Source organism: Brevibacterium sp. RIT 803, from assembly GCF_016892625.1.
GTDB lineage: Bacteria > Actinomycetota > Actinomycetes > Actinomycetales > Brevibacteriaceae > Brevibacterium.
In genome coordinates, this window is sequence record NZ_JAFEMW010000001.1 from 990,554 (window position 1) to 1,006,419 (window position 15,866).

Genomic DNA, 15,866 nt, shown 5'->3' on the forward strand with positions numbered 1-15,866 from the left:
GCATGTCGTGCATCAGTGCATGGCATGCGCATTGTGTGTGCGCAAGCGCATGTCCACCCACTGCTTGACCTCGGGTCTCGAGGTGACCTCGAGCAGTGGGGTGATCTCGAGCTGCGAGGTGACCTCGGACTGCGGGGAGGCACCCGGCTGGGAGTTCTCGCCCCGGTGCGACCCCTTCCCGGCGAACACCGCAGGCACATCGTCGAGAGCCAGCGCCGGACCCATGATCTTCTCTGTGGGCATCTCGTCGAGCAGCTCCACGGCCTCTGCCATGTCCCGAGGATGTTCGTAGATGAAAGACCCTTTGATGCGCAGCTGCTTCTGCACGATGCTGAAGCTGGAGGCGCCGAGGTGGTGGTGGTCTTCTCCGACCAGTGTGATCGCTGCGAACGGTGCAAGGTGGTCTACGACGGCTCCGAGTGCCTCAGGCACTCCGGCGGCGTCAATGACGACGTCTGGAGCGGGGCACTGTCGCGGTGTGAATACCCGGGCTCCGAGTTCGACCGCCAGCGCGCGACGTCCGCCGTCGGGCTCACTGACATATGGGCGATACCCCTGCGCGACGAGGGAGAAGATCGAGAGCAGCCCCTGGGCACCGGCACCGAGCACGAGGACGGTCTCCGTCCCGTCGAGTCCCGTTCGCCGGATCGCCGAGGCAGCGACGGCGAGAGGCTCGACGCACACTGCTCGTTCGAGCGCCATCCCCGGGGGCAGTCGATGACAGAACTCGCTGGGATGGTCGACCACCTCGGCGAGGAAGCCCGGCTGGGTGAGGACTCCCGCGCTCAGCCGCGAGGTGCAGGCGGAGGTCATACCGAGGCTGCAGTATTCGCACCGGCCGCAGGTGATGTTCGGCTCGAGAGCAACCCGATCCCCGACGGCGAATCCGTGAGTATCAGAACCAACCTCGGCGACTTCACCGATGCCTTCGTGGCCCAGCCGCCACGGAAGCTCGGGTGGTGTGCGCAGGCCGGTGGCCAGGCTCAGGTCGGTTCCGCAGATTCCGACGGCGAGCATCCGGACTCGGAGATCACTGCTGCCCACAGGCCCCTTGGGCAGCGGGCGGTCGAGGACCTCGACGCGGTCCGGTGCTGTGATCTCCGCTGTGAGCATCAGAGCTGGATTGCCTTCGCGTCAGACGTCGAGGTGCGCTCGTCGTTGCGTTCAACGCGCCACTGGTGAACGAGGTACATCGCGATGGCGATCGAGATGAGGCATCCGCCTGCCAGGTACGCGGCGACGAGATACCACGAGCCGTTGCCGACGCCGACGAGGAAGGTCGCGATGAACGGGGTGAAGCCACCGGCGATCGCGCTGGCCAGCTGGTAGCCGACGCCGGCTCCGCTGTAGCGGAATTCCGGGCTGAACATTTCGGCGAACAGGGGCTGCTGGACGCTGACGACGGCGTCGTGGGCAAAGTTGATCAGCAGCACGGCGAAGATGACGATCGCAACGATGTTGCCGCTCTCGAGGGCGAAGAAGAATGGGATCGCGCAGACGAGGCCGACGATGCCGCCGGTGAGGTAGACACGGAGTCGGCCGTACTTGTCGGAGAGATAGGCGAATGCGGGGATCGTGATGATACCGAGTCCGCCGACCAGCAGGGTGATGTTGAGCATCACAGACCTGTCGAGTCCGAGTTCATCCGTCGAATACGACAGGGCGAATGTGGTCACGATGTACATGGTCAGCAACTCGATGAAGCGCAGGCCGATGATCTGGAAGATCTGGGCCGGGTAGCGTTTGAAGGCCTCGAAGATCGGCAGCTTCGCGACCTTGTCCTCTTTGGCGTTCTTCACACGCTCGATATATTCTTCGGACTCCTGGACGCCGGAGCGGATCCAGAGGCCGATGAGGACGAGCACGGCACTGAAGTAGAAGGGAATGCGCCAGCCCCAGGCGAGGAAGGCTTCCTGCGAGAAGCTGGCACTCAAGAGCGCGACAAGACCAGTGGCCATCAGGAGCCCGAAGGAGTATCCGATCTGGACGCCGCTGGAGAAGAAGGCGCGCAGCTTCGAAGGAGCGCTTTCGACGGCCATGAGTGCCGCGCCGCCCCACTCTCCGCCGACCGCGACGCCCTGGACGCAGCGCAGCAGAACGAGCAGCGCCGGTGCCAACCAGCCGACGGTGTCGTAGGTGGGGAGAAATCCGATGAGAGCCGTGGCGATGCCCATGATCGTCATCGTCCAGATGAGCATGGATTTGCGGCCGAGCTTGTCACCGAAGTGGCCGAAGATGATGCCGCCGAGAGGACGGAAGATGAAGCCGACGCCGAAGGTCGCGAATGCTGCCAAGGTTCCCGCATGGGCACTGTAGCCGGGGAAGAAGAGTTCACCGAAGACCAGTGCTGCAACGATGCCGTAGAGGAGGAAGTCGTACCACTCGACCACTGCGCCGATGAAGGAGCCGGCAGCTGCGCGTCTGGCGCGCTTGAGCTCCTCGGTGTTCGCAGCAGTCTGATTCTGTGCTGTGGACATGGCATTCTCCTTCGAATGGTGGAGCCGGAGGTCGATGGCAGTACTGTCGGTTCACGTTAACGCAGATCACATTATCACGATGTACGCTTTACGTACAAATGTGCACTATGCGCACACTCATGAGTCCGTGTGACCACAGCCCGGGTCGTTGCTCCCGTCATCTGCGGACGACGCGTCGCTGCGACCGATACCCTGGAGAGGTGAAGTCAGAGTTGAGTCCCACCGAAGAGCCCTCGCAGAGCCCCCACTACGTCAAGTCCGCCGAGAAGACCTTGGCCGTACTCCTCGCCTTCAACGCCGATACCCCCTATCGCACCGTTACCGAGGTGGCCGCCGCCACCCATCTGACGCGGGCCGCAGCCCGGCGCTTCCTCCTCACGCTCGTCGACCTCGGCTATCTGTCGACGGAGGGCTCGCACTTCGCACTCACTCCTCGAGTCCTCGACGTCGGAGCCGGCTTCCTCGCCGGCTTGGATCTGCCGAAGATCGCCCAGCCGCATCTCAATGAGCTGGCCCTCGACCTCGACGAGTCCGCGACGTTGAGCATCCTCGACGCCGATGACGTCGTCTACATCGCCCGGGCTGCAGCCCCGCGACTCCATGCAGTCACCGTCAACCTGGGCAACAGGCTTCCTGCCTGGGCCACATCCATGGGCCGGATGCTCATCGCCGAACTGCCAGAATCGTTCCAGGAGGAGTTGCTCGAACGCGTTGAGATCTCACCGTTCACCGATCGCACCGTGTCATCGTCCGCCGAGCTCGGTGACGAACTCAGCCGGATTCGCAGACAGGGCTGGTGCTTGGTGTCGCAGGAGCTCGATGACGGTCTCCGCGGTCTGGCTGTTCCGATTCGCCGAGGCGACAACACGCTCGCTGCGCTCAACGTGTCCCTGCATACGTCTCATCTGCGTGGGCTCTCCGTCGAAGACGACCTCGTACCCCGCCTGCAGCAGGTGGCGACATCGATTGCAGCGGACTTCGGTGGACGCTCAGCCTGAGGTGGCCCCGGTGACGGGGACCACCTCGTTCAGGGCAGCCACCCGGACGACGAAGCAGCCATGATTCTGCCCGAGGTCCGCGACCCGACGATGGTGACGATTCGACGAGGCGGCACATTGACCGATGCTGATCATCGACTTCTGGCGCTGTGGGCAGCCGACTGCGCCGAACATGTCCTGCACCTCTTCGAGCACGAAGCACCAGAGGACACACGAGTCCGTGATGCTGTGGCTGCGGCCCGCGCTTGGGCTGCCGGCACCGTGAAGATGATGCGGGCGCGCGCCTCAGGAGGGCACGCCATGGGAGCTGCCCGTCCCTTGCGCGGCGCAGCCCGGTTCGCAGCCTATTCCGCAGGGCAGGCTGCCTGCGTCGGGCACGTCGCCGAACACGATCTTGGCGCTGCCGCCTATGCCATCAAAGCCGTAAGCAGTGCGAATCCCAAGGACCCAGGCGCGGGACAGGCTGAACGCGACTGGCAGAGGGACCAACTGCCCAGTCAGATCCGTCAACCCGTCCTTGCGGATCAGAAGCGACGCAACTCCATCTGCTGGTTCCTCTTCGAGACCGACTGAATCAGCGAAGTACGCCTATCTGCGCAGGCGCAGTTGCCGGCGAAGTCAGGCGCAGATACGTGCGAGGTCAGGCGCGACGTCGGGCGAGCACGTCGTCGACGGCGCCCATCTCGGGGGCCTTGTTCGTCCTGATGGCCTTGCGACCGTGCTCCAGCGGACTGTCATCACGAGCCGAGTCGCTGAACTCGGGACGGTAGCCGAGTTCGGCGGCGAACTGAGCCGCGATGTCTTCACGGCTGCGGGCCTTGGTCTCATACGACGAGTAGGACGAGGCATCGGCTGCCTTCGCCTCGGGGACCGGATGCTCAACCTGTGGGGCATCGACGTAGCTGGGGACCGGCAGCGGTGTCGGTGACCAGGCAGCACGTGCCTGCAGTCGCTGCATGAACGGATCGCGGACCTCGACAGTGTCGACACTCGACGCGGTCGCCACGACCTCGGATTCCTCGGCGGAGTCGCTCTCAGCAACAGACTCATCATGCGGCGCGGATTCAGCTTCTGCAGCCGATTCCGCTTCGTGGGTCGAAGCCGCAGTCGGTGCGAAGTCGTCTGATCTGGTCACGGATTCCGACTCGGGAGCGGTCGGCTTCGGCTTGGAGTCGGAATCTGCGGACGTCGGCTCTTCACCCTGCGCTTCTGCGGCCTCGGGAGCTGCTTCTTCGACGATGGGGATCGGTCCGGTGAGCAGCACCTGACGGGTGGTGTGGCCTTCTGCGGCTTCGTTGCGAATGCGCACGAGCGGAATCTCGCCGGTGTCGGCCTCTTCTTTGCTCTTTTTTGCGCTCACGTTGCGCTGCATCACGGCACGCGCCTGAGCAGCCTTCGTCGATCCTGCTGACCGAGCCTCACTTGGCTTGGTGTCCGGAGCCTTTGATGCGGCTGAGTCCGGGGCCTTCGATGCGGCTGAGTTCGGGGCAGCAGGTGCCGAGGTGGCGGCTGGTTTCGCAGCCGCGCTCGTCGACTGCGTGGTGCTCTTCTTCGGCGCGGTGCGCTTGGCCTTGGGATTCCGGCTTTCGAGCTCCCGGAGACGAGCTCTGATCTCCCGTTTGCGTAGGTTGAGTGTGCGTACGATGGCCAGGGAGACGATCGCGAGCCCGAGGAACACTCCGGTGAGTGCGACATGGACGACCGAGAACATCGCAAGCACGCCCGTCACCAGAATCCCCAGGGTGGATGCGAGGAAGAGCAGTGCGAATCCTCGCGTCGTGGTGCCCAGCGATTTCATCGACTCGCGCAGTGTCGTTGCTTTCTCAGTCATCGAATGGTCCTCATCGGCTCCGACAGTCGGATTGGGAATCTGTGTACCTCGTCTGCTTGTCTCTGTTGTGTCTGTGATGACAGCTTCATCGGATCGGCTCTGCGGCGATCGCGGCTGGGTCCGTCCCGGCCGGATCGGAACTGTCCCGGAACGCTCGCCGAGGCGGCTGGCGCTTCCGGAACCTCTGCTCGCCGTCAAAGCCTGTCCGGTCGCGCTGGGGCCGTTCCCGCTGGTGCCGTTCGAACCCTGTTGCGACTGATTGAACACGGCGTGCACTGCCGGGTGCAGCGTCCGAACGTTGTCGGCCGTCGCCGAGGCGGATGCCTCGTGGCCGCGGTGGCTGTCGAGGTAGGTGGAGCGGGTTTCGCCGACGGCCACAGGAAGGAAGCTGCGCTGGTGCTGCTCGTCCACCTCGACGATGGTGGATTCTGTGTCTGTGGTCGAACTCGAGTCTGCGTGTCCGTCAATGACGGCGAACTCCGGTGCCTGTGCGGAGAGGCTGAGCTTCGGTGTGCCCGCCATCGGGGCGAGGTCGGGTCGCGGGACGGTTGGTTCGATGGTCGCCGAGGAGTGGAAGACTCTTGCGCGTTCGGTGTGGTCGTGGCCAGGGATCTGGGGATCGGCGTCGATGACCTGTGCCTGATCCGGGACGGTGTCGATCTCGACGCGGGAGAGCTCCGTCGCTGATTTGCGGATCATTGTGGGCACGACAACGACGAATACCACGATGATTGCGATAACGACGATGATGCTGGTGTCCACACTGCAACCCTAGAGTGCCCGGTTCGGCAACGACGTGAAGGGATGTGGTGTGTCGGTCAAACAGGTGCTAAGTTCACAGCTTTCTCAGGCTGTGACGGTAGGCGGCGAGAATTCCCTGCGGAACCTCCTCGGCCACCAGGGCGAACGTCCGGTGGTCACACCATCGGCCGTCGATGTGCATGTACTTCTCGCGCAGCCCCTCATCCCGGAAGCCGAGTTTCTCGACCACTCGCAGGCTGGCCGTATTCTCGGGTCGGATGTTGATCTCGATCCGGTGCAGCCCCAGCGCGAAGAGGCAGTGGTCGACAGCCATGGCAACGGCGATGGGAGTGATGCCGCGGCCGGCGACTCTCGAATCGATCCAGTAGCCGATCTGGCCGCTGAGGATGGATCCCCAGCTGATGCTCGACACGGTGAGCTGGCCGCGGAATTCACCGCCGACCTCGATCGCCAGCGGCACCGACTGTCCCCGCTTGGCCTGCTTGTCATACATTCGGACCATGCTTCGAAACCCCGGAAGCTGCTGGCCCGGAACCGGCAGCGTCGCATCCCAGGGACGCAGCCAATTCCGGTTGTGCCGACGGACCTCTCGCCACTGGCTTTCGTCGCGCCTATTCAACGGGCGCAGCACGATGTCGGACTGCTGATCAGTCAGGATGACTGGCCACAAACGGCTGCCTCCGCTCTCGGGTGCTCAATCAGTGATGTCCGCTGGTCAATCGGTGCAGCGGTGCTGGGGTGCTGGCGTGCGGTGAAGCTGGCGCGCGGTGATGCTGGGGTGCAGTGATGCTGACGACGGTCAGGGAAGTGTTGCCACGTACTCCTTGAGCCAACTGTTGAGGTCAGCACCCAGGTCCTCACGGGCGCTGGCGATCTGCACCACGGCCTTGAGGTAGTCGAGCTTGTCACCGGTGTCATAGCGAGCACCCTTGAAGATGACTCCGTAGACCCCGTTGCCGCCCTCCTGTCCAGCGAGGACTTGGAGTGCGTCGGTGAGCTGGATTTCGTTCCCACGGCCCGGTTCAGTGGTTTCGAGGACGTCGAAGATCTCCGGCGCGAGGACGTAGCGGCCGATGATCGCAAGATTCGATGGGGCTTCACTCCGCTCTGGCTTCTCGACCAGGCCGGTGACCTTGACGACTTCGTCATCGGAGGTGGGTTCGACTGCGGCGCAGCCGTAGAGGTGGATCGCCTCAGGAGGAACCTCCATGAGCGCGACGACACTGCCACCGGTCTTCTCAGCAACGTCGATCATCTTCGGCAGAATCGGGCTGCGTTCGTCGATGAGGTCATCGCCGAGCAGAACTGCGAACGGTTCCTGACCCACATGCTGGCGGCCCTTGAGCACAGCGTGGCCCAGGCCCTTCGGGTCACCCTGGCGGACGTAGTGGATGTCGGCGAGTTCGGACGCGTGACGAACAGCGGCGAGTTTCTTTGTGTCGCCCTTCTTCGCCAGTGCGGCTTCGAGTCCGTCGACGCGGTCGAAGTGGTCCTCCAGAGGTCGCTTGTTGCGACCAGTGATCATGAGGAGGTCCTGCAGGCCGGCATCGGCTGCCTCTTCGACGACGTATTGGATGGCCGGCTTGTCGACGACGGGCAACATCTCCTTGGGAGTCGCCTTTGTAGCGGGGAGGAAGCGGGTACCCAGACCGGCCACTGGGATCACGGCCTTGCGCACTGTGCGCTGCGTTTCATCACTCATGTCGCTCATCTTAACCAAAGGATGTGGCTGCGATTAGGCTTATGAGCGTGGATGCAGAAACTTCAAAGGCGCAATTGCGTGCACACATACGCTCCGAACGCGCGGCTCAAGTTGCGGCGGGTGTTGAATCGTCGACGACAGAAGCGAAATCGTCGATCGTTGAAAGCGAGTCGGCGGTCGCCGAGTCTGCCTGGCAGATCATCGAAAGCCAGTGGCCGAGCCTGGACCTGACAGGCCGTTCGGTGCTCGCCTATGCCGCCTTGACCGGCGAGCCCGACCTGGATCCGGTCATCGATCGGTTCCTCGCCCGAGGTGGAACCGTCTACCTTCCTGTCGTCACCACCGTCGGTCATGCCCTCAGGTTCGGTACCGTCACCGAGTCCATGGCCACGCTCCACGCTCGCGGAAGGTGGGGAATTCGTGAACCCTCACCTGTGTTGACGGCCGCAGATCTCATGTCCGCCGAGGTGGCCCCTGACCTCATGTTCGTGCCTGCCCTCGGGTTCGGGCCCGGCGGCGCACGCTTGGGCAACGGCGGCGGTTTCTATGACCGCACGTTCGGCCCGCACGGCGAAGTGCCTCTGACAGGCAGAGAACACGCAAGCGTGGTCTACGGAGTCTGCTTCTCGACCGAACTCGGTCTCCCAGAGCTCACCGCGGAACCCTGGGACCTGCAGATCGCTCGGGCCGTGACCGATCACGGCGTTCATTCCTTCGACTGATTCGCTCCTTCGACGAATCCGAGACTCGGGCAGATGCGAGCACCGATTGCGAGGCGACCAGGCCCGCTCTCAAGCTTCGTGCCGTTCTCAGATCAGGGCCACAGCAGCCGACTCGCGCGTGCGGTCCTGTGGACGACGCGGCCTGCTCGAGCCTCTCACCCCATGCGTTACTCGCGGGCGAGTCCGGTGGACTATAATCTTCTCGTCGAAGAAAGGTCTCGAATGCCCGTTTACTCCTACGCCTGCAAGAGCTGTGGTCACGCTTTTGATATTCATCAAGACTTCAGCGATGACTCGCTCACAGTCTGCCCCGAGTGCCAGGGACGCCTGAAGAAGGTCTTCGGCACCGTGGGGATCAGCTTCAAGGGGTCGGGCTTCTACGCCACTGACTCCCGCGCGAGCAATTCGAGCACAGTCCCCTCTTCCTCGAACTCCGACTCTTCTAGTTCGTCCAACTCATCGGGCTCGTCGAAGGAATCGCCGAGCTCCTCGGACTCGTCCTCGTCGACATCCAGCTCGCCAGCCAAGAAAGCTCCGGCGGCGAGCAGCACTTCCGCCAGCTGACTCCGCCGGCTTTTCCTACCGCAGCCGCGCTCTGTCGACTCGTGCGTGTGATCGCTGTGGATTGACCGATGACTCATGTGCGATTCGCCTGTGGACACTCAACCGCTGTCCACAGGCATTATCTGTCCTCTTGATCTGAGCGTCTGCGCACAACCAGGCTCGGGGTATGGGAATCTTGCGGCGCCTCAGAGCCAGAGCATCGACCTGGTCGAAGTCCTCACGGATCAAACCACAGCGGATAGCCGCCGCTGTCTGCTTCGCCTGTGCGTGTGCTCTCGTGGTCTGGATCCTCACTCCGAATCAGGGCGGAACGTCCATCGTCGTTGCCACCAGAAATCTGCCGCCTGGGTCTGAACTGCGACCTCACGATCTGAGAGTTGTCGAGTTTCCCTCGCAACTCGTCCCGGACAAGGCTTTCACCACTGTCTCGGATGTCGACCACAAGCGCACCTCGGCGGGCTTGTCCAAGGGTTCGCCGTTGACGCAGTCGGCGGTCCTCGATCAGCAGGCACTACCGGAGGGCAGCACTGACCTCCTCATGCCTGTGCGCTTGGCCGATGATTCTTCGGCAGCACTTCTACAGCCAGGACAGCGCATCCGCCTATTCAGCTCACTCCCCGACGGGGGCTCTGATGTCGTCGTGAAGGAAGTGACAATTGCCCGATTGGTCGACAAGGGCGACGGCATTTCCGCTGAATCAGGGCAGCTTGTCTCGGTGATACTGTCCTCCGATGATGCCGAACGCATCGCCGAATTTGCCGGGATGCCGATCAGCTTCGCGATCCTTCCCCGCTGACCCACCGTTGACGTCCCTATGACCTCCGGCCTATTCCACCACGTCGCTCCAGGCCCGGCTGACCGAGACCTCCCCAGCCGGGCTAACTGGGTTGTTCCCAGCTGGGCTCATCGAATTTCTCAGTCGGGCTAATTGGGATTTGCTGCGACAGATGGCACGCATGTCCTCGGGGCAGAGTCGAGTTACCTGTGTGTATCATGTACTCGTAGTAGAAGTAATTCACTCCCCATGATTGTTGACATATACGCCGAAAGGGTTCCTCTAATGCTTAAAGGCTTCAGAGACTTCATTCTTCAAGGGAATGTCGTCGAACTCGCAACCGCGGTGATCATCGGCGGCGCCTTCACTGGAATCGTGACGGCTTTCTCCGATAAGATCATCAACCCGCTGATCGCTGCCGTCGGTGGCGCTGAAGGTCCTGCGCTGGCCTTCCGCATCAAAGAAGGCGTTCCGGAGACGACCATTGACCTGGGCGCTGTGATCACTGCAGCGATCAACTTCCTGATCGTCGCGGCCGTCGTCTACTTCATCATCATCGTCCCGATGAACAAACTCAACGAGCTGCGCAAGCGCGGAGCTCCTGAGGAAGAGGTTCCTCCGACCACCGAGGATCTGCTCGGCGACATTCGCGAAATCCTCCGGACCCAGGCGGCCACAACCGTCGGTGGTCCTGCGGAAGGTCCCGCCAGCACGGGCGGTCCGTTCGACGATACCGAGTCGACAGAACCCCCGCGCCACTGATTGACGCGAACGCAACGAAGGCCCGTTTCCCCATTGGGGAGGCGGGCCTTCGTCTTGGTGGATCTCAGCTATTCACTGCTTCGCTGTTCGCTGCTTCACAGATTCGGCACCACTCAAGAAGGCATCTGACTGCCACCCATCACCAGTGTGGAGGTTTCTGGGACCGGTAATAGTCGGCGCTGAAGCCTCCATTGTCGGCCTCCGCCTCATTGCGCAGCGTGGCACGATACTTCCGCACTGCTGCCTCGAGTCGCGCCCTCTTCTGAGGCTCCGTTTCATGTTCCTCATCGGAAGCATGTTCAGCGGAGTGATCAGCACGATCTGAGTCTTGTGCAGGCTCACCCTCGGGAGGTTGTGCCCCGAGGTCTTCGTCAGTCATCTCAGCGCAAGTCATCCGTGCGGGGCTCGATATCGGCTGCTCTCGGGCGCGCCTTCTCAGCACCCGGCTCACTTGAACCAACCCGCTCCTGCACTCCATCGGTGGACTCGGAGAACTCAGGCGGATTCTCCTGCGTGCCCTCCGGCGCACTCTGCCCGTCAGAGCTGGGCATCTGGTCAGAACTCTGAGCCTGGTCAGAACTCGGTACCGGGTCAGAACTGGGCACCTGATCATTGCTCGCGGTCTCGATCAGTCCCGCCTGACGCAGTTCATCGGCTCTGATCTTGCCTGTGTCGAAGGTGGGAACGACCTCGTCCTCCATCGGACTGTGCTGTGCTGATTCGGGAACCACCACCTCGGCGCCGGTGACTCGTTTGGCCTGTGCATGCCGTTGCCGGTAACGGTCCACGGCCGCCTGCAGCTGGGAGTCTCCACGACCGGAATTGCCCTTCTGAGCCAACGCCGTTCGGAGCAGATCCTTGATCTCACCGTCACCACGGACGACGGCATCGGACTGGACCCAGTCGATCATTGCATCGAGGCCGGAGTCCGAGTACTTGTGCATGGGCAGGCCCGGCACCAGTTTGGGCCGGCTGCCGGTGCGGCCGACGACAACCGAGGCGGCACGAGCCGCATTGAGGACAGCCTGCGGACTCATCTTTTCGACCGTGGACTTCCAGGCCTCGAAGATCTTCTCTGTCTCGGACTGCGGATCGACGAAGGCGTCTGTGGACCACATGCGCACGAACTTCCATCCGCGACGGGCCAACTGCTCGGGAACGACGCGTTCACGCTGGCGCAGGCTGCGGACCGATGCGTATTCGGGTCCGTCTCCGGCGACGGCGATGATCATTCCGTGCTCGTCCTCAGTCGAGTTCGCCACGGCCAGATCGATACCGTTGTAATGTTCGTGAGCGACCACGCCAAGCTGCAGCAGACGATCGGCGATGTCGTTGAAGAGCGGGTCATAGATCTCACCGTGCGGGCCCGGCTGCTTGACGCCGCCGCCTGCCAGCTCGTCGAGCAGTCGCGGCAGCAGCGCCGCTCCCCCGCTGAGCCTGTTCGTGTCGAAGTCATCGGATTCGATGCTGGAGACTACAGTGAGACGCTTGCGTGCCCGGGTCATCGTCGCCGCGAGGATCCGCTCGCCGTCGGGACCGGATAGCACACCGAAGTCGTGGATGACACGACCGTGAACTGTCCGACCTAGGCCGAGGGTGAAGATCACCGCATCGCGGGACATGCCCTGGACGCGTTCGGCATCGGTGACCACAAAGGGTTCCTTGCTCGAATCGTTGAAGAACGCTGCAACATAGGGCAGGTCCTTCATCGCCCGAGAGATCGCGGTGGCAACGCGCTGAGCGTGATGAGCGGTGAGCGCGACGACGGCCAGGGACTCACGCGAACGGTTCCGAGCGTGCCTGAGCACGAGCTCGACGACCCGCTTGACCTCGGCGTCAGGACTCTCGACACGACCGGTGCCGATGTCCGTCGGCCCCCTTCCGTCGGCGACGTAGGAGAACTCGAGTCCGGTGCCCTCCCCCGTGTGCGCGGTCGGCATCGTCGTGATCGTCGAATCGTAGAAGTGCCGGTTCGCCAGATCGATGAGTCCGACCGGTGACTGTCGATAGGAATTCGACAGTTCCATTCGGGGCAGGAACTCGCCGAGGCGCTCCTGCACTGAGCTCGGATGGTTCCCATCGTCCATTCCCCAGCGATCAACCGCGATCGTGAAGGGACGAGGACCAAGCAGTCTGGAGTCGCCCAGTGAGATGACCTGTCGGGCCCGGGTGATGGCGGGGACCACGTCAGGAACCGAAAGGCGTCCCGCATCGGCGATGACCACAGCGTCGAAGAGCGGCAGTGCTGAGAAGAGTTCGGGCACCGTGTACGGGCTGGCCATCCAGACCGGGGCAAGAGTCGTCAGGAGCTCGGGAGCCCTCGTCGACATTGTCTGCACGGAGGTGTGCGGGGAGAGCAGCTCCTGCTTGATGACTCCAGCGGAGATCGGGTCGTTGTCGATGCCCCGCTTCCACGCCTGAGCATGGTTGTAGCGCAATCGGCTCGCACCTGCTGCGACGAAGGCACGGTCATTTTCGCGGAAGCCTTCGGCCACCTGGTGCAGTGCGGCACCGTCGTGACGACCCACCTGGGGATCTTCGCTGGCCATCCTCTGCAGAACCGACGCCCAGTAGGCCAGGTCGAACTCCGGACCGACAAGCGCGGTGTCAACCTTGCGGCGACGCAGGTCAGTGAGCAGATCAGACAGGCCCTCATCAGTCAGTTCGCGCTGGATGCGGGACCGTTCCGGAAGTTCACCGAGATGCTCAGAATCACGGCCCATGGCTTCGGTCCGCGCCTGCAGCTCTTCGATGAGCATCGATCCCAGATCGCCGCCGTCTGGAGTGGTCTCCAGAATAGGTGCGATCTTGGCAACGTCGGCCTCAACGCTCTGGAGGATCTCATCAGCCTCGAGGACACCACGAGGAATCTGTGGACGACCGTCATGCCCGGCGAGGTCCTGGAGCACGATGCGCTGGGACCGGACGTCGATCAGCGCAGAGTGCAGGTCTGTCACCTCGGCGCCGGGACGGAGGAATTCGTTCGCGGACTTCTTCTGGCGCTTGCGCTGAAGCATGCCCATCTCTACGCCGACTTCGGAACGGTATTCTGCAGTTCCGGTCGCGGCGATGAGATCGTCGAGTCGATGATCGTAGATGTCAGGGGCGAAGCTGTCGAGGGTCGCCCGTACTCGCAGCAGTACCTTGATCGCGCGTGACCAGTCATTGAGGTTGCGGCGGGGATTCAGTTTGGCTTTGGACAGGACCGGCTCGACGGCCTTGACCAGATCAGGGATGGTTCGACCCAGTCGCTCGGCGACGGTCCGTGCCGCTTCGGCTTCGTCGACCGATTTCAGGTCCGCGCCGAACCAGACGGTGTCCTCGACGTCGAGAGTGAAGGCGCCCAATGATGCCAGCTCGCTGAGCTTTTCGCGCAGAGCGTTGCGACGGTCATCGCTGGCCTCGAGAAGATCTTCACCGAACCGGACAGGGGTCTGGGGAGAATCGTCGCCGGATGTCAGCTCCGCCAGGTGCTGCATGGTCTCGTAGACGGATACGTCCCAGGGCTCACGCCGAAGATGCAGTGACGAGACATGCTCGTTCAGTGTCTCGCGCTGCTCGTTGAGTTCATTGAGCAGCCCGCTCAGATCGGGGCGCTCGGCATTCTCGGCCGATCCGATGAGGCCGACGAGCTGGTTCCTGATCGCGCCGGTGCCCTGGCGGGTGTCCACGGCGAATTCTGAGAGTCCGACTTCGCCGAGGCGGGAGGAGAAGTCGTCGAGTGCGTCGGCAGTCTGCGCCAGGAAAAGAACGCTCTTTCCTGTGTGGGCAAGTGTTGTAGCCACCGCGACTGCGACCTGTGTGGCCCCGGTCCCTGGCGGGGTGTCGACGACGACCGACTGCCCGGAGACTGCAGCATCGACGACGGCCTGCTGGTCGCCATCGACGTCGATGACGAGGAACTCTTCCTGTGGTTTGCGATCAGGGAGAGGGGTGACAGGTTCCTTGAGTGCGGCCGGAATCACATCATCATCGGACTCGACAGCGTCCGAGTCTGCGAAACTGTCGGCGTTCGTCTCAGCTTCTGCGCTCTGGGGTTCGGCAGTCTGCGGTTCGGCGGTGACTGCCGCTGAGTCATCTGCCTTCGAGCCCACCGACTTTGAGACGGTCGGCTCCGAGTCCGCCGACTTCGAGCCCGTCGACGCTGAGGCGGTCGCGGTGGTCTCGCCGATGCCCTGGTCCGGCTGTACGGGCTCATCACGCTCAGTGCCATCTGCTTCGGCGTCCCTGGCAGAGACTCCCTTAGCTGAGGTGTCCTTGGCTGCCGTGGTCCCACTTACGGTGTCGGCCGAAGTTGAATCGCTTGAGCCTTTGACTGGAGCCTTCGCACCCCCAGGCAGAGACCCGTCTATGATCGGCACCGTCGGCTGAGAGAACTCATCCTCGTCGCCAACGACTGCGTCCGGGGAAGAGGCGCGCTCTTCGTCGGCGCTCGGCGTGGCTTCCTGCCGCGGCTCCGGCTGCACTGCCTGCCGAGGAGTCGGAACGTAGGACGGGCCGCCGAGTGCCCCTCGCACGTCCTCGTCGCCGGCGAGGGCACGGAGGATCGGGTGCTGTGTGGGCAGGTAGTCCGTGGTGAACGGGCTCGCAATGTTCGCGAAAGTCGACACCACGAAACGGTGGTTGATGCGCAGCCCTGGCACTGACTGTGCGAGGTCGCGGAGGCGATCCAGGGCAGGCCCTGGGTCGAAGCCGTGCGGACCTCCGGTGGCGTCGACCCATTCGTCGACAGGCACGTTCAGGTCGTAGGCCTCGGCCAGGTGCTGAACCAAGGCAGGGTTGATCATGATTCCGTTGCCCAGCACGATCTCGAAGTCCTCGACGCGGGAGCCGCGGGGAACGAGAGTGACATGGCGCATCACTACGGGGGCATTGAACTTGTACTTGGAATCCTTTTCGGTCCACGAGGCAAAGCCGATCGCCAGGTGTGCCGTCTGAATTCCTCGTTCGTTATCGAGCTGCTCGGCCTTCGACCGGATCGACTTCGCTCGACGGCGTGCGTCAGCGAGGACCTCGTGGTCGCGGACCAGGCTGGAGAGTCGGGTGGCCCGACCGGCCAGAAGCTGGGCTAGGCCAGACGGGTGCGCTCCGGAGAGATCGATGCTGCCATCACGCGAATCCCGGAAATGGAGCATGGTGTCGCGACCGCCCAGATGGGCAGCCTGCTGTTTCCACTCGGCGTAGACATCGTCGAGTTCCGGGAACTGATCGTCAACTACGGAATCTGGCACAATTCGACCCTAACGAGAAATTTCACATAATAGGCGCTGGCA

At 63.0% G+C, this 15,866-nt stretch carries 12 protein-coding genes and 1 pseudogene; 6 read left to right on the plus strand and 7 right to left on the minus strand.

What is annotated here, in order from left to right:
* Positions 1–12: 12 nt before the first annotated feature.
* Positions 13–1,113: a zinc-dependent alcohol dehydrogenase gene (locus tag JTF07_RS04515; protein WP_204233084.1), complete on the minus strand. Its 1,101-nt coding sequence runs from the start codon at positions 1,111–1,113 to the stop codon at positions 13–15.
* Positions 1,113–2,477, minus strand: a complete 1,365-nt coding sequence (gene shiA / locus JTF07_RS04520) for a shikimate transporter (protein WP_204233085.1) — start codon at positions 2,475–2,477, stop codon at positions 1,113–1,115. The genes JTF07_RS04515 and shiA overlap by 1 nt, the downstream gene beginning before the upstream one ends.
* Before the next feature lie 200 nt (positions 2,478–2,677).
* Between shiA and JTF07_RS04525 the strand changes: the two genes are divergently transcribed.
* Positions 2,678–3,475: an IclR family transcriptional regulator domain-containing protein gene (locus tag JTF07_RS04525; RefSeq protein ID WP_353843871.1), complete on the plus strand. Its 798-nt coding sequence runs from the start codon at positions 2,678–2,680 to the stop codon at positions 3,473–3,475.
* A gap of 60 nt (positions 3,476–3,535) precedes the next feature.
* A complete protein-coding gene (locus tag JTF07_RS04530) occupies positions 3,536–4,048 on the plus strand; it encodes a putative immunity protein (protein ID WP_204233086.1) in 513 nt (170 codons plus the stop codon).
* Positions 4,049–4,115: 67 nt separating this feature from the next.
* Here the strand turns inward: JTF07_RS04530 and JTF07_RS04535 are convergent, their stop codons facing one another.
* The 3 genes from JTF07_RS04535 to galU all read right to left on the minus strand — a co-directional run bounded on the left by JTF07_RS04535 (position 4,116) and on the right by galU (position 7,770).
* Positions 4,116–6,068 (minus strand): hypothetical protein, encoded by a 1,953-nt coding sequence (locus JTF07_RS04535; protein WP_204233087.1) that lies wholly within the window; start codon positions 6,066–6,068, stop codon positions 4,116–4,118.
* 73 nt (positions 6,069–6,141) lie between these two features.
* Positions 6,142–6,738: a GNAT family N-acetyltransferase gene (locus tag JTF07_RS04540; RefSeq protein ID WP_204233088.1), complete on the minus strand. Its 597-nt coding sequence runs from the start codon at positions 6,736–6,738 to the stop codon at positions 6,142–6,144.
* Between the two features lie 129 nt (positions 6,739–6,867).
* Positions 6,868–7,770 carry a UTP--glucose-1-phosphate uridylyltransferase GalU gene (gene galU, locus JTF07_RS04545; protein WP_204233089.1) on the minus strand — a complete coding sequence of 301 codons (903 nt, stop codon included), beginning with the start codon at positions 7,768–7,770 and terminating at the stop codon, positions 6,868–6,870.
* A gap of 41 nt (positions 7,771–7,811) precedes the next feature.
* Between galU and JTF07_RS04550 the strand changes: the two genes are divergently transcribed.
* On the plus strand, positions 7,812–8,492 hold the full coding sequence (locus JTF07_RS04550; RefSeq protein ID WP_204233090.1) for a 5-formyltetrahydrofolate cyclo-ligase: 681 nt from the start codon (positions 7,812–7,814) through the stop codon (positions 8,490–8,492).
* Between the two features lie 222 nt (positions 8,493–8,714).
* A pseudogene (locus JTF07_RS20795) lies at positions 8,715–8,855 on the plus strand (FmdB family zinc ribbon protein); the annotation flags it as partial.
* A 14-nt stretch (positions 8,856–8,869) separates the two neighbouring features.
* Here the strand turns inward: JTF07_RS20795 and JTF07_RS20800 are convergent.
* Positions 8,870–9,133, minus strand: coding sequence for a hypothetical protein (locus JTF07_RS20800; protein ID WP_353843903.1), 264 nt, complete (start codon positions 9,131–9,133; stop codon positions 8,870–8,872).
* Positions 9,134–9,222: 89 nt separating this feature from the next.
* Here JTF07_RS20800 and JTF07_RS04560 point away from each other — a divergent pair, with 89 nt between their 5' ends.
* Both JTF07_RS04560 and mscL read left to right on the plus strand, forming a co-directional pair.
* Positions 9,223–9,852 (plus strand): SAF domain-containing protein, encoded by a 630-nt coding sequence (locus JTF07_RS04560; RefSeq protein ID WP_204233092.1) that lies wholly within the window; start codon positions 9,223–9,225, stop codon positions 9,850–9,852.
* 264 nt (positions 9,853–10,116) lie between these two features.
* The gene (gene mscL, locus JTF07_RS04565; protein ID WP_204233093.1) at positions 10,117–10,593 is read left to right on the plus strand and encodes a large conductance mechanosensitive channel protein MscL; all 477 of its coding nucleotides are present in this window, start codon (positions 10,117–10,119) and stop codon (positions 10,591–10,593) included.
* Between the two features lie 380 nt (positions 10,594–10,973).
* Here the strand turns inward: mscL and JTF07_RS04570 are convergent, their stop codons facing one another.
* A complete protein-coding gene (locus tag JTF07_RS04570; protein ID WP_204233094.1) occupies positions 10,974–15,824 on the minus strand; it encodes a PDDEXK-like endonuclease domain-containing protein in 4,851 nt (1,616 codons plus the stop codon).
* Positions 15,825–15,866 lie beyond the last annotated feature (42 nt).

Excerpts from the sequence above, each read along its gene's own strand:
- JTF07_RS04515 (WP_204233084.1), bottom strand. The coding sequence starts at position 1,113 with ATGCTCACAGCGGAGATCACAGCACCGGACCGCGTCGAGGTCCTCGAC.
- shiA (WP_204233085.1), bottom strand. The coding sequence starts at position 2,477 with ATGTCCACAGCACAGAATCAGACTGCTGCGAACACCGAGGAGCTCAAG.
- JTF07_RS04530 (WP_204233086.1), top strand. The coding sequence starts at position 3,536 with ATGATTCTGCCCGAGGTCCGCGACCCGACGATGGTGACGATTCGACGA.
- galU (WP_204233089.1), bottom strand. The coding sequence starts at position 7,770 with ATGAGTGATGAAACGCAGCGCACAGTGCGCAAGGCCGTGATCCCAGTG.
- JTF07_RS04550 (WP_204233090.1), top strand. The coding sequence starts at position 7,812 with ATGAGCGTGGATGCAGAAACTTCAAAGGCGCAATTGCGTGCACACATA.
- JTF07_RS20800 (WP_353843903.1), bottom strand. The coding sequence starts at position 9,133 with ATGAGTCATCGGTCAATCCACAGCGATCACACGCACGAGTCGACAGAG.
- JTF07_RS04560 (WP_204233092.1), top strand. The coding sequence starts at position 9,223 with ATGGGAATCTTGCGGCGCCTCAGAGCCAGAGCATCGACCTGGTCGAAG.
- mscL (WP_204233093.1), top strand. The coding sequence starts at position 10,117 with ATGCTTAAAGGCTTCAGAGACTTCATTCTTCAAGGGAATGTCGTCGAA.